This window comes from Mycobacterium sp. 1165196.3 (genome assembly GCF_001673415.1).
Classification (GTDB): Bacteria; Actinomycetota; Actinomycetes; order Mycobacteriales; family Mycobacteriaceae; genus Mycobacterium; species Mycobacterium europaeum_A.
Genome location: NZ_LZLU01000157.1, coordinates 1 through 14,121, shown reverse-complemented (window position 1 = coordinate 14,121; position 14,121 = coordinate 1). Strand labels below are relative to the sequence as shown.

The 14,121-nt window shown below is 65.3% G+C and carries 11 protein-coding genes and 1 tRNA gene; 8 read left to right on the top strand and 4 right to left on the bottom strand.

The window, feature by feature from the left end; all coding sequences use genetic code 11:
* From A5659_RS17010 to A5659_RS16995, 4 genes are all read right to left on the bottom strand, one after another.
* On the bottom strand, positions 1-997 hold a 997-nt coding region (locus A5659_RS17010; protein ID WP_067182788.1), incomplete at its 3' end, for a hypothetical protein.
* A complete protein-coding gene (locus A5659_RS28580; protein WP_067021422.1) occupies positions 998-1,291 on the bottom strand; it encodes a hypothetical protein in 294 nt (97 codons plus the stop codon).
* Positions 1,292-1,865: 574 nt separating this feature from the next.
* Positions 1,866-3,575, bottom strand: a complete 1,710-nt coding sequence (locus tag A5659_RS17000; RefSeq protein ID WP_067182785.1) for an AIPR family protein — start codon at positions 3,573-3,575, stop codon at positions 1,866-1,868.
* Positions 3,576-3,724: 149 nt separating this feature from the next.
* A tRNA-Arg gene (locus A5659_RS16995) sits at positions 3,725-3,800 on the bottom strand.
* Between the two features lie 123 nt (positions 3,801-3,923).
* On the opposite strand from A5659_RS16995, the gene argS reads away from it, so the two are divergent.
* From argS to prfA, 8 genes are all read left to right on the top strand, one after another.
* Positions 3,924-5,588, top strand: a complete 1,665-nt coding sequence (argS, locus tag A5659_RS16990) for an arginine--tRNA ligase (protein ID WP_067024200.1) — start codon at positions 3,924-3,926, stop codon at positions 5,586-5,588.
* A gap of 56 nt (positions 5,589-5,644) precedes the next feature.
* Positions 5,645-7,003: a diaminopimelate decarboxylase gene (lysA, locus tag A5659_RS16985; RefSeq protein WP_197498045.1), complete on the top strand. Its 1,359-nt coding sequence runs from the start codon at positions 5,645-5,647 to the stop codon at positions 7,001-7,003.
* A gap of 4 nt (positions 7,004-7,007) precedes the next feature.
* Complete coding sequence (locus A5659_RS16980) at positions 7,008-8,333, top strand: homoserine dehydrogenase (RefSeq protein ID WP_066873615.1); 1,326 nt, start codon at positions 7,008-7,010, stop codon at positions 8,331-8,333.
* On the top strand, positions 8,330-9,412 hold the full coding sequence (gene thrC / locus A5659_RS16975; RefSeq protein ID WP_066876623.1) for a threonine synthase: 1,083 nt from the start codon (positions 8,330-8,332) through the stop codon (positions 9,410-9,412). Before A5659_RS16980 ends, thrC begins: the two co-directional genes overlap by 4 nt.
* A gap of 41 nt (positions 9,413-9,453) precedes the next feature.
* Positions 9,454-10,389, top strand: a complete 936-nt coding sequence (gene thrB, locus A5659_RS16970) for a homoserine kinase (RefSeq protein WP_066873644.1) — start codon at positions 9,454-9,456, stop codon at positions 10,387-10,389.
* A 266-nt stretch (positions 10,390-10,655) separates the two neighbouring features.
* A complete protein-coding gene (gene rho / locus A5659_RS16965; protein ID WP_066873621.1) occupies positions 10,656-12,509 on the top strand; it encodes a transcription termination factor Rho in 1,854 nt (617 codons plus the stop codon).
* 179 nt (positions 12,510-12,688) lie between these two features.
* Positions 12,689-12,919, top strand: coding sequence for a 50S ribosomal protein L31 (gene rpmE / locus A5659_RS16960; RefSeq protein WP_066873624.1), 231 nt, complete (start codon positions 12,689-12,691; stop codon positions 12,917-12,919).
* Between the two features lie 99 nt (positions 12,920-13,018).
* On the top strand, positions 13,019-14,092 hold the full coding sequence (gene prfA, locus A5659_RS16955; protein ID WP_066876624.1) for a peptide chain release factor 1: 1,074 nt from the start codon (positions 13,019-13,021) through the stop codon (positions 14,090-14,092).
* Positions 14,093-14,121 lie beyond the last annotated feature (29 nt).

Sequence of the window (14,121 nt, the reverse complement as noted above, 5' to 3'; positions counted from 1 at the left end):
CCAGTACCGCGCCGGGTATCGCCCCTGCTCCGCCGACTTCAGGAGTGAGCCCTGCGCCTAACACCGCACCGATGCCTGCCTTGGTGACGGCTCCCTTGAACCCGTCCTTAATCATGTCCTGACCAACGTTGGCTTTCACCTGCGCTCCCACGCACTGCCCGAAACTTGGTTCCGGTACCGCGGGAGGCATGGGTCCTGGTTTGGGTTGGGGGCCAGGGTCGGGGCGGGGTCCAAACGCGGGCATCGGGGTTATGGGTGGCTGTGATGACGGTCCGGGCGAAGTCAGTTCCTGCTTGTACTGGTCCAAGAAGCTGGGCTGTTGCACCGGCTGCGGCCCCCCGGCCTCCGGACCCGTGGGTTGCGGCTGCGGCTGAGGCTGCGGTCCGCCGTCTTGTTTGAAGTAGTCGACTAACTTCGCGCCGTTGTTGCGGTTCGACCCCGGCGTGGTGCGGTTGTCGGCCTGGGTGCCGTGGCTGGAGCCCGGTCCTGGCGCAAAGCCACCGCCGCTAAGACCGGCAGTAGCGGCTGTGAGCTGACTGGAGACCTTGACGTCTGCCCCTTCAAGTTGCTCGGCGCGCAACCGGATGTCAGCGGCGAATGCTTCGGCCTGAGCTTGGCGCGCGGCCCGTTCTGCCGGGCTGGTGCTGCGGGTGTCGGTGACCGATAAGTCTTCTCCGACAGTGAATCCCGCGTTCTGGGCGTCTTCGACGCCGTAGAGGACTCGCCGCTGGGCCGCGCTGATGTCGCTGGCGCCGTTACGGGCTATTCCGGCTGCCTGCCGTAGCAGGTCGGCTTTGCCGCTGACGACGGATAGATCGGCTCCGGTGCGTTGCCGTAACGCGTCGCCACCGGCGCCGTGCCAGGTGATGGATTGTGCCTGGTTGCGCATCGTCAGGAATGCGTCTTCCCAGCGGTCGGCGGTTTGCGTCCAGTAGGCGGCCGCGTCGATGAGGTGCCCGGTGCTCCAAGCCTCGATCTGCGAGAGGGTCGCGGGCATCTAGACCACCGTCACCCCTGTGACAGCGGCTATGTCGGCTGCCGATGTGGCCTCTTGGGCGGTGTATCCGCCGACAGCTGTGGTTACCCCGCCGACCGTTTCCTGCGTCCGCGCGGTGAAGGCCGCTGCAGTGACACCGATCGCCGCGTTCACGGCGTTCACGGCCGCCGTGGTGGCCTGAAACGGTTGCCCCGGCGCCGGTGGCGCGCCCACGAGTTGGGAGGTCAGCGCTTCCCACTGGCTGGCGGTAGCTGCTAGCTCGGCGGGGAAGACTTGCAGTGCACCGTGCCCCATAACTGCGTGAGTTTATGCGGGTCACACGCGGATTGCTATTCAACGGTCCGCGCGCAGCTGTGGCGCTGCGCGGCTCGAGCTGACTATCTTCAAGGCCCGCCGACCGGCTTGAAGCCGACCCGAGGACCGTGCGACAGTGCCGAGGATAAGCGATGACGGGTTGTCGATTTCGCTGCGTGGTTTTATGCCGCATGTGCAGGCATGCCGAAGTGCCGAGAAAGCTTGTTAGCCTTCCACTCAGCTAGCGACGACGTTGACTCGCGCACCTCTGTCGCCAGATCACTCCGTCGAGGCTCAATCACGATGGGGATTCCAATGGCCTTCTCGGCTCGGCGCTCGATGAAACAGATGAACCTCTGAGCCGGTCTCTACCAGCGTGGAAGATCCGCCGGATCAGCGGGTAGCTTGCGCACCCGTGATTGTTCGGAAGCGAGGCTTAAGCGGTACCACGAAGTCTTGAGCGCTTTCGACACCACGGAAGGGAGTACGACACCGGGACCGAAACTGGCTTTGCCCGCCGAACCATAATCGCATTGACGCCGCTGGTCACAACGCGGTCAGTGGGGACACTCCACTAGGTGAGCTTTACACTTTTGAGAACTTCGGCGAGCAACGCCTCCGTCTGCTCCCTGTTTCGACCGAAGTCTCGGGTAATTTCGCCGTTCGCTAATCGGTCGACGACCGCGCCAACATCAAGGAGTCCCCTTAAATATTTCTTGTCATCCCAAAGAAATTTGTTGAACGAGGCAAGTGCTCGTTCAGCTTTTGCTTCCGTCCTTTCGATCTTGTCTGCCTGCTGCGATCCAGTGAATGCAGTACGAACGCCAGCAAGCAGGTGGTATCGCGCCGGCTTGAACCTCCGATCGATTTGTTCATTGCGGAAGAACTGGTCGAGTTTGCAATACGCATACGCAGCCGAGTAAAAGTACGCTGGGTGGTTCGCGCCGATAAATACTTCAGTTTTGGCGCGGTCACGAAGGTCGCCGTAATATCGAGCGGCCGTGTGGGGTACCTTTTGATACATGGACGCAAATGACTGCAGAAGGTTTCGAAGCGTTATAACTCGCCAAGCCCCGCGAACTTGCTGTGATCCTGCCCATTGCTTGGACCTACGCTCATAGTAGATACGGTGACCCTCATCCGCTCTGTAGGCATTGAAGTACTGCTCGATCGCCTTCTGTTCGTCAAGTAATGCGAGAAGGTTTTCTTTACTGACCTGCGTTTGTTGATTTGTGGCAGTAGTGATGGACTTCGCCACCTCATCGTCAGCTGTCACAATTAAGCGGAAAGGCACATGAACGCCCTTTAAAAACTCCCTCTCCGCGTACAGGACATGGCTCGTTTGGCAGCCATTCACTACCTGATAGTCCTCAAGCGTAAATCGGTCACCAGTCGTCTTGAGAGCCCTCGCGACAACCGTTACGCCATTGTTTAGGACACAGAAGCGCTTTCGATCGCTGGACCTTAAAGTCCTCCGAATATCGGCGTTTACATCGACGTCGCCTTGGAAATCGCGTACGTTGTCATAGAATAATGCTTTGCGAATCTCGCCTTCCTCGTCAGTGATTAATTCGAGCAATTGATCTGCAGGGAGGATTCCCAGAAAGGCTTGCTCAACCTGCGGCATTTCAGGGAGCGTCGTCTTACTTTCGAAGAGGATTGTCGTTTGTAGCCCTCGATCAATTGCCCTCCAGTTCGTTTGTACCTCTGGCGCACCCCAGGTGTGGAAATCGGCACGCGATATGAGGTTAGAGTCGAGTAGGAAGTTCTTGGTTTGAGCAATCTTTTTCAACAGAGGGTCTGGAGACTCCCACTTGCCCGTGGTGACGTAATAAAGTCGGACTATTGGGTTCTCGACGAAACGATCCGAGTGTTCCCACAACATGTTGACCATTTCAGAAAATTCCGGTAGCACATCGGAATGATCACTCGTAACAAGTGAAGCAGCGGTATCCGCGAAAACGCTGAAGTCGCCGAGTTCGAATTTCGCAGATGTTTTGGCCTGAATGAAAACTAAGTCTGCTCGGATGGAGTCGGTTTCCGATAGAACGTCCTCAAGCTCTGCGTAATCTTCTACCAAGCTACCGTTCACCGAGAGTGCGACCGCGTCAACGCCTTGCACGCCATCGCCCACGCAGAAGTCATCGGCCGAGAAACTGCCCCCATATATCTTGGACAATGCAATATGCGCAACGAAGCGCTCGAATTGCTGACTCTCGCTAAGCCTCCCGAGTCCTGCACCGTCCACGTAGGTCTTCAGAAGGCCCTTCGTAACTCGATCCACGCAAACCTTCCCTAAAGCCAGATCGCAATGAGACTTACCCCTCAAAGCAACCTAAACCACGGCTGCGATGGACGGCATCACGCCGCACCCCTGCAAAAGGCGGCTATCGCCCGGAAGTTGCCCAACCACTGTACAAACATAGGCTGACCTGGTGCCCCCGGCAGGATTCGAACCTGCGGCCTTCTGCTCCGGAGGCAGACGCTCTATCCCCTGAGCTACGGGGGCGCACGTACCTGTTGCGCCATGGGGCTTTCGAACAAGCACGGACAGACTAACGCATCCAAGCGGCCGCCCCGTCACCGCAATGGATTCGGGGTGGGGGCGCACCAGCCAATAGGATGGACGCTCGTGACCCCCGCTGACCTGGCTGAGCTGCTCAAGACCACCGCCGCCGCGGTGTTGGCCGAGCGCGGGCTCGATGCTGCCGCGCTGCCGCCGACGGTCACCGTGGAACGTCCCCGCAATCCCGAGCACGGCGATTACGCCAGCAACCTGGCGCTGCAGCTGGGCAAGAAGGTCGGTGCCAACCCCCGCGACCTGGCCGGATGGCTCGCCGAGGCGCTGGCCTCCGCCGACGGCGTCGCCTCGGCCGAGGTGGCCGGACCCGGCTTCATCAACCTGCGCCTCGAGGCGTCGGCGCAGGCCGTCGTCGTCACCAACGTCATCGACGCCGGCGACCGATACGGCCACTCCGACGCACTGGCCGGACGCAACATCAACCTGGAATTCGTCTCGGCCAACCCCACCGGGCCGATCCACATCGGCGGGACCCGCTGGGCCGCCGTCGGCGACGCGTTGGGGCGGCTGTTGTCCACACAGGGCGCCGCGGTGGTGCGCGAATACTATTTCAACGACCATGGCGCGCAGATCGACCGGTTCGCCAGCTCGCTGATCGCCGCGGCCAAGGGCGAGCCCACCCCCGAAGACGGGTACGCGGGCGCCTACATCAACGACATCGCCGCTCAGGTGCTGCAGAAGGCGCCCGACGCGCTGAGCCTGCCCGACGACGAGATGCGCGAGACCTTCCGCGAGATCGGCGTCGACCTGATGTTCACCCACATCAAGGAGTCGTTGCACGAGTTCGGCACCGACTTCGACGTCTACACCCACGAAGACTCGATGCATACCAAGGGCCTGGTCGACCAAGCCATCGGCAGGCTGCGCGAGACCGGCAACATCTACGAGAAGGACGGCGCAACCTGGTTGCGCACCAGCGCCTTTGGTGACGACAAGGACCGCGTCGTCATCAAGAGCGACGGCAAGCCCGCCTACATCGCCGGTGACATCGCCTACTACCTGGACAAGCGCCAGCGCGGCTTCGACCTGGCCATCTACATGCTGGGGGCCGACCACCACGGATACATCGCCCGGCTCAAGGCCGTGGCGGCGGCGTTCGGCGACGACCCGGCCGCCGTCGAGGTGCTCATCGGGCAGATGGTCAACCTGGTCCGTGACGGCCAGCCGGTCCGGATGAGCAAGCGGGCCGGAACGGTGATCACGCTGGACGACCTGGTGGAGGCGATCGGCGTCGATGCGGCGCGCTACAGCCTGATTCGCTCCTCGGTGGACACCCCGATCGACATCGACCTCGCGCTGTGGTCGTCGGCGTCGAATGAAAACCCGGTCTATTACGTGCAATACGCGCATGCCCGACTCTCGGCGCTGGCCCGCAACGCGGCCGAACTCGGCCTGATCCCCGGCGGCGCCGGTTTTGAAGGCCACCTCGAGTTGCTCAGCCACGACAAGGAGGGGACGCTGCTGCGCACCATCGGCGAGTTCCCGCGGGTGCTCGACACGGCGGCCACCTTGCGCGAACCCCACCGGGTGTGCCGGTACCTGGAAGACCTCGCCGGCGACTACCACCGGTTCTACGACTCCTGCCGGGTCTTGCCGCAGGGCGATGAGCAACCGAGCGACCTGCACACCGCACGCCTGGCGCTGTGCCAGGCGACCCGCCAGGTGATCGCCAACGGCCTGGCGATACTGGGCGTCACGGCTCCGGAGCGAATGTGAACGTTCACCCCGCCGGCCCTCGGCACGCCGAAGAGGCCCGCCACGCCGAAAGCCCGCTGCGGCCGCAATCCCCCGAGGAGTTGCTGCTGCTGGCGCCGAACGTGTGGCCGCGCAACACAGTTCGCAATGACGATGGAGTCGCCGCCATCGCGGGAGTCCCGGTGACCGACCTGGCCCAGGAGTACGGCACCCCGCTGTTCGTCGTCGACGAGGAAGACTTTCGGTCCCGCTGTCGCGAGATCGCGACCGCCTTCGGTGGCGGCACGAACGTGCACTATGCCGCCAAGGCGTTCCTGTGCAGCGAGATCGCGCGCTGGATCGACGAAGAAGGGCTGTCGCTCGACGTGTGCACCGGCGGTGAACTGGCCGTCGCGTTGCACGCCAACTTCCCACCGGAGCGGATCACCTTTCACGGCAACAACAAATCCGTCGCCGAACTGACGGCGGCGGTCAAAGCCGGTGTCGGGCATGTCGTTTTGGACTCGATGATCGAGATCGAACGCCTCGATGCCATCGCGGCCGAGGCGGGCATCGTCCAGGACGTCTTCGTGCGTCTCACGGTCGGCGTCGAGGCGCACACCCACGAGTTCATCTCCACCGCACACGAGGACCAGAAGTTCGGCCTGTCGTTGGCCAGCGGTGCGGCCCTGGACGCCGTGGGCAAGGTATTCGAGACCCAGCACCTGCGGCTGGTGGGTCTGCACAGTCACATCGGTTCGCAGATCTTCGACGTCGCCGGCTTCGAAATCGCCGCGCACCGGGTCATCGGCCTGTTGCACGACGCCGTGGAGCGGTTCGGTGTCGACAAGACGGCGCAGATCTCCGCCGTGGACCTCGGTGGCGGGCTTGGCATTTCCTACCTCGCCGCCGACGATCCGCCGCCGATGGGTGAGCTGGCCGCCAAGCTGAGCGCGATTGTGCGCAACGAGTCGGCGGCCGTCGGACTGCCGACCCCGCGGCTGGTGGTCGAGCCCGGGCGCGCGATCGCTGGGCCGGGCACCATCACGCTCTACGAGGTGGGCACCGTCAAGGACGTCGACGTCAGCGCCACCGCACACCGGCGCTACGTCAGCGTCGACGGCGGTATGAGCGACAACATCCGCACCGCCCTGTATGACGCGCAGTACGACGCCCGGCTGGTCTCGCGGCTCAGCGATGCGCCGGCGGAGTTGGCTCGTGTCGTCGGAAAGCATTGCGAGAGCGGCGATATCGTGGTGCGCGACACCTGGGTTCCCGGCGATCTGCGGCCCGGCGACCTGCTCGGGGTGGCCGCTACCGGCGCCTACTGCTATTCATTGTCGAGCCGTTACAACATGATCTGCCGCCCCGCCGTCGTCGCGGTGCGCGACGGCCGCGCGCGTCTGATCTTGCGGCGCGAGACGGTCGACGATCTCCTAAGTCTGGAAGTGAGGTGAAACTGTGCCCCGTGACGAAAAGCCGGTCGGTGTAGCGGTACTCGGGTTGGGCAACGTCGGCAGCGAAGTTGTCCGAATAATCGAGGACAGCGCCGATGACCTTGCCGCCCGTGTCGGCGCACCCCTGGTGTTGCGCGGCATCGGAGTGCGCCGCGTCGCCGATGACCGCGGTGTCCCGGTCGAACTGCTCACCGACGACATCGAAGAGCTCGCCGCGCGCGACGACGTCGACATCGTCGTGGAACTGATGGGGCCGGTGGAACCGGCCCGCAAGGCCATCCTGTGCGCCCTCGAGCACGGTAAGTCGGTCGTCACCGCGAACAAGGCGCTGCTGGCCACCTCCACCGGCGAGCTGGCACAGGCCGCCGAAAGCGCGCACGTTGACCTGTATTTCGAGGCGGCCGTCGCGGGCGCCATTCCGGTCATCCGCCCGCTCACACAGTCGCTGGCCGGCGACACGGTGCTGCGGGTGGCCGGCATCGTCAACGGCACCACTAACTACATCTTGTCCGCGATGGACAGCACCGGCGCCGACTACGACACGGCGCTGGCCGAAGCCAGCGCGCTGGGCTACGCCGAGGCCGACCCCACCGCCGACGTCGAGGGCTACGACGCGGCGGCCAAGGCCGCGATCCTGGCGTCCATCGCCTTCCACACCCGGGTGACCGCCGACGACGTCCACCGCGAGGGCATCACCAAGGTCACCCCGGCCGACTTCGAGTCGGCCCGGGCCCTCGGTTGCACCATCAAGCTGCTGTCCATCTGCGAGCGCATCACGACCGACGATGGCCAAGAACGGGTTTCGGCGCGCGTCTATCCGGCGCTGGTGCCGCTGTCACACCCGCTGGCCACGGTCAACGGCGCGTTCAACGCGGTGGTGGTCGAGGCGAAGGCCTCCGGCCGGCTGATGTTCTACGGTCAGGGCGCCGGCGGCGCGCCGACCGCGTCCGCGGTGGCCGGTGACATGGTGATGGCCGCGCGCAACCGGGTGCTGGGCAGCCGCGGGCCGAAGGAATCCAAGTACGCCCAACTGCCCATCGCACCAATGGGTTTCATCTCCACGCGCTACTACGTCAGCATGAACGTCGCCGACAAGCCCGGCGTGCTGTCCTCGGTCGCGGCCGAATTCGCCAAGCGCGAGGTGAGCATCGCCGAAGTTCGTCAGGAAGGCGTCGCGGACGAGGACGGACGACGGGTGGGCGCCCGCATCGTGGTGGTCACCCACAGCGCCACCGATGCCGCGCTGTCCGAAACCGTGGAGGCGCTGGCCGATTTGGACGTCGTGCAGAGCGTGACCAGCGTGCTGCGACTGGAAGGGACCACCCTATGAGCGCCCCGCGCACCGCCGTCCACAAACCGTGGCCGGGTCTCATCGAGGCCTACCGGGACCGGTTGCCCGTGGGCGACGACTGGACCCCGGTCACCCTGCTCGAGGGTGGCACCCCCCTGATCGCGGCGCGTCGGCTCTCGGAAAAGACCGGCTGCAGCGTGCATCTCAAGGTCGAAGGCCTCAATCCCACCGGCTCGTTCAAAGACCGGGGCATGACGATGGCGGTCACCGATGCGCTGGCGCGCGGCCAGCAGGCGGTGCTGTGCGCGTCCACCGGAAACACCTCGGCGTCGGCGGCGGCCTACGCGGCGCGCGCCGGCATCACCTGCGCGGTGCTGATACCGCAGGGCAAAATCGCGATGGGCAAGCTCGCGCAGGCGGTCATGCACGGCGCCAAGATCATCCAGATCGACGGTAACTTCGACGATTGTCTGGAGTTGGCCCGCAAGATGGCCGCCGACTTCCCGACCATCGCCTTGGTCAACTCGGTCAACCCGGTGCGCATCGAGGGCCAGAAGACGGCGGCGTTCGAGATCGTCGACGCGCTGGGAACCGCGCCCGACGTGCACGCCCTGCCGGTCGGCAACGCGGGCAACATCACCGCGTACTGGAAGGGATACACCGAGTATCACCACGAAGGGCTGATCGAGAGGTTGCCGCGCATGCTGGGCACCCAGGCGGCCGGTGCGGCCCCGCTGGTGCACGGCGCGCCGGTAAAGAACCCGGAGACCATCGCGACCGCCATCCGCATCGGCGCGCCCGCGTCGTGGACGGCGGCCGTTGACGCGCAGCAGCAATCGAATGGCCGGTTCCTGGCCGCGACCGACGAGGAGATCCTGGCCGCCTATCACCTGGTGGCCGAGTCCGAAGGCGTGTTCGTCGAACCGGCCTCGGCGGCCAGCATCGCCGGACTGCTCAAGGCCGTCGACGACGGTTGGGTGGCCCGCGGGTCGACGGTCGTGTGCACGGTGACCGGCAACGGCCTCAAGGACCCCGACACCGCGCTGCGCGACATGCCGACCGTGACCCCGCTGCCGGTGGATCCGGGCTTGGTGGTCGAAAAGCTGGGGCTGGCCTGACAAATGTGCGCGCTCGCAACGAAGGGCTGTTGATGACCCCGATGCTGCCCGCGGGGCTGGTGGCCAGCGCGGTGGTGTCGGCGTCCAGCGCCAACCTCGGTCCCGGCTTCGACAGCATCGGCCTGGCGTTGAGCCTCTATGACGAAATCACCGTCGAAACAACCGATTCCGGCTTGGTGGTGTTGGTCGAGGGCGAGGGGGCGGGTCAGCTGCCGGTAGGTCCGGAGCACCTGGTGGTGCGTGCCGTGGAATGTGGGCTGCGGGCCGTCGGGGTCCGCGCACCGGGCCTTCTGGTGCGTTGCCGCAACGCCATCCCGCATTCGCGCGGGCTCGGCTCGTCCGCGGCCGCGGTGGTTGGCGGGCTGGCGGCCGCTAATGGCCTTGTCGCACAGGCGGATTCAAATCCCCTCAGCGAGACCCAGCTGATCCAGCTGTCCTCGGAGTTCGAGGGTCATCCCGACAACGCGGCGGCCGCCGTCCTGGGCGGTGCGGTCGTGTCGTGGGTGGACCGCGGTGGTGATCGCCCCGCGTACGCGGCGGTGCCGCTGCGACTGCACCCCGATATCCACCTGTACTCCGCGATTCCCGAGGAACGCTCGCTCACCGCGGAGACCCGCGTGCTGCTGCCCGCGCAGGTCAGCCACGAGGACGCCCGCTTCAACGTTAGTCGCGCGGCGTTGCTGGTGGTGGCGCTGACCGAGCGCCCCGACCTGCTCATGGCGGCGACCGAGGACGTGTTGCACCAGCCGCAGCGCGCACCGGCCATGCCGGCCTCGGCGGAATATTTGCGGCTGCTGCGGCGTCATAACGTTGCGACGACGCTCTCCGGGGCCGGACCATCGCTGATTGCGCTGACCACGGCGTCGGAGCTCCCCTCCGAAGTGGTGGAGTACGGGGCGACACACGGATTTGCCATCACCAAAATGACGGCTGGCGAACCTGTTCGCTGGAGCCCGGGGGTCACCGTCGTCGGTTGATCCACAGGGTGGCCGGAGGGTTTGCTTGCTTCCGACAGGGATGGGGGCTATCCTCGGAGCCGTCCAGCAATCGCAGCATCTGCATCTGCATCCATACTGCCTTGCCGCTAGGACAACACCAATTCTTCTTGTGGACGAGGTTCGCCGTTTACTCCGCCGATCCAGGCGATCACCGTTGCAGAGTCGATGATTGGGCGCACTCGGCAATTGCCTGAATGCAACGAACCCCCCGTATGACCTGATCAGCGGGGGAAGAAAGGAAATCCGTGACTGATACGGACCTGTTCACGGCTGGCGAAAACACTGACGCCAATCAACTGTCGAACGCCGTGACTGACACTCCAGACGCGAAACCCGCCGTCTCGGGAGGTGCACTGTCCACGATGGTGCTGCCCGAGCTGCGCGCGCTGGCCAATCAAGTTGGCGTCAAAGGGACGTCGGGCATGCGTAAGAACGAACTGATCGCCGCGATCAAAGAAGTCCGGGGACAGGCCAATGGCGTTCCGGCCAATGGCACCAAGACCGCTGAGGACAGCGGCAAGTCGGACATCAACGACAACGCCAAGAACGGCACCGACAGCGCAGAAGCGCCGGCCGCCAAGGGCGACCAGAACGGCGCCAGCACCGAGACGCCCCGCCGCGAACGACGCGGCGCCTCCCGCGAGGCCGGTTCGGCCGGCCGCGGCAACGACGAGGCCGACCGCGAGGGCTCGGGCGGCCGTGACGGCGCAGCCACCGGTGAGGCCGAGCGGCGCCAGAAGCCCAAAAACGACAACCAGAACGACGACCGCGGCCAGGACGGCGGCGGCAACGACCAGGATCAGAACTCGGGCGGCCAGCAGGGCCGCGGCGGCTCCAACCAACAGGACGACGACGGCGAGGGCCGTCAGGGCCGGCGGGGACGCCGCTTCCGCGACCGCCGCCGCCGGGGCGAGCGATCCGGCGAGGGTGGCGACACCGAACTGCGCGAGGACGACGTCGTCCAGCCGGTAGCCGGCATCCTTGACGTTCTCGACAATTACGCCTTCGTGCGCACCTCCGGCTACCTGGCCGGCCCGCACGACGTCTACGTGTCGATGAACATGGTGCGCAAGAACGGCCTTCGTCGCGGTGACGCCGTCACCGGCGCGGTCCGCGTGCCCAAGGAAGGCGAACAGCCCAACCAGCGGCAGAAGTTCAACCCGTTGGTGCGACTGGACAGCGTCAACGGCGGCTCGGTCGAGGACGCCAAGAAGCGTCCCGACTTCTCCAAGCTGACGCCGTTGTACCCCAACCAGCGCCTGCGTCTGGAGACCACCAGCGACCGGCTGACCACCCGGGTCATCGACCTGATCATGCCGATCGGCAAGGGCCAGCGCGCGCTGATCGTGTCGCCGCCCAAGGCCGGTAAGACCACGATCCTGCAGGACATCGCGAACGCGATCACCAAGAACAACCCGGAATGCCACCTCATGGTCGTGCTCGTCGACGAGCGTCCCGAGGAGGTCACCGACATGACCCGCTCGGTCAAGGGTGAGGTCATCGCGTCGACCTTCGACCGGCCGCCGTCCGACCACACCTCGGTCGCCGAGCTGGCGATCGAGCGGGCAAAGCGGCTGGTCGAGCAGGGCAAGGACGTCGTCGTGCTGCTGGACTCGATCACCCGCCTCGGGCGCGCGTACAACAACGCGTCGCCGGCGTCGGGCCGGATCCTGTCCGGTGGTGTCGACTCCACCGCGTTGTACCCGCCCAAGCGGTTCCTGGGTGCGGCCCGCAACATCGAGGAAGGCGGATCGCTGACCATCATCGCCACCGCGATGGTCGAGACGGGCTCCACCGGTGACACGGTCATCTTCGAGGAGTTCAAGGGCACCGGTAACGCCGAGCTGAAGCTGGACCGCAAGATCTCCGAGCGGCGGGTCTTCCCCGCGGTCGACGTCAACCCGTCCGGTACGCGCAAGGACGAGCTGCTGCTCTCGCCGGACGAGTTCGGCATCGTGCACAAGCTGCGCCGCGTGCTGTCGGGGCTGGACTCACACCAGGCCATCGACCTGCTGATGTCGCAGCTGCGCAAGACGAAGAACAACTACGAGTTCCTGGTCCAGGTGTCCAAGACGACCCCCGGGATGGACAACGACTAACCCGGTCCGCCGGCGGCCGCGACACGTAAACCACGCACCCGACACGCCGCGTGCGATCGTCGTGGTCTATGTCTCGCGCCGGCCACCCACGGGCCGGGAATGCCAGGGGGCGTCCCCGTGTTTTGGGAGGACAGGGGTTGACCTGGCATAATCACGCTCGACACGATCGAAGAGGAATCATGAAAGCTGACATTCACCCCGCCTACGCGGAGACCACGGTGCTCTGCGGTTGTGGCAACACCTTCCAGACGCGCAGCACCAAGGACGGCGGCCGCATCGTCGTCGAGGTCTGCTCGCAGTGCCACCCCTTCTACACCGGCAAGCAGAAGATCCTGGACAGCGGTGGCCGGGTGGCCCGCTTCGAGAAGCGCTACGGCAAGCGCAACGCCGGAGCTGCTGCCGACAAATAGCTCGGATACCGACGCCCGAACTGTGCGACTCCTCGCACGGGCCGGGCGTCGGTTTGCGTTTGCGGCAACGACGGGCGAAACGGGGCAGGAGGTAAGGCAGTGACCAAACCGGTACAGACCATAGACGTGCTGCTGGCCGAGCACGCCGACCTCGAACGCCGGCTGGCCGACCCCGAATTGCACAGCAATCCCGACGAGGCGCGCAAGGCCGGACGCCGGTTCGCCCGGCTGGCCCCAATCGTGGGCACCTACCGCAAGTTGGCGGCCGCCCGCGACGACTTGGAGACGGCGCGAGAGCTGGCCGCCGACGACGCCTCCTTCGCCGCCGAGGTCACGGATCTGGAAGCCCAGGTGGCCGAGCTGGACACCCAGCTCACCGACATGCTGGCCCCGCGCGACCCGCATGACGCCGACGACATCGTCCTCGAAGTGAAATCCGGTGAGGGCGGCGAAGAGTCGGCCTTGTTCGCCGCCGACTTGGCGCGGATGTACATCCGCTACGCCGAGCGGCACGGCTGGACCGTCACCGTGCTGGATGAGACCACCTCGGATCTGGGCGGCTACAAGGACGCGACGCTGGCCATCGCCAGCAAGGGCGACAGCGCCGACGGGGTCTGGTCCCGGATGAAATTCGAGGGCGGAGTGCACCGGGTGCAACGCGTCCCGGTGACCGAATCCCAAGGCCGCGTTCACACTTCGGCGGCCGGCGTGCTGGTGTATCCCGAACCCGAAGAAGTCGGCGAGGTGCAGATCGACGAGTCGGACCTGCGCATCGACGTTTACCGCTCGTCGGGCAAGGGCGGCCAGGGCGTCAACACCACCGACTCCGCGGTGCGCATCACGCACCTGCCCACCGGCATCGTCGTCACCTGCCAGAACGAGCGCTCGCAGCTGCAGAACAAGGCCCGCGCCCTGCAGGTGCTGGCCGCCCGTCTGCAGGCCCTGGCCGAAGAGCAGGCGCTCGCCGATGCCTCGGCGGACCGGGCCAGCCAGATCCGCACGGTGGACCGCAGCGAGCGCATCCGCACCTACAACTTCCCGGAGAACCGGATCGCGGATCACCGCATCAACTTCAAGTCGCACAATCTCGATCAGGTCCTCGACGGTGACCTGGACGCCCTGTTCGACGCCCTGGCCGCCGCCGACAAGCAGAGCCGGCTGCAACAGGCATGACGTCGCGCGACGATGCAGAGTGAAACGAT

Bases quoted from the DNA above. Each gene is read 5' to 3' on its own strand.
- A5659_RS28580 (WP_067021422.1), bottom strand. From the start codon at position 1,291: ATGGGGCACGGTGCACTGCAAGTCTTCCCCGCCGAGCTAGCAGCTACC.
- thrC (WP_066876623.1), top strand. From the start codon at position 8,330: ATGAGCGCCCCGCGCACCGCCGTCCACAAACCGTGGCCGGGTCTCATC.
- thrB (WP_066873644.1), top strand. From the start codon at position 9,454: ATGCTGCCCGCGGGGCTGGTGGCCAGCGCGGTGGTGTCGGCGTCCAGC.
- rpmE (WP_066873624.1), top strand. From the start codon at position 12,689: ATGAAAGCTGACATTCACCCCGCCTACGCGGAGACCACGGTGCTCTGC.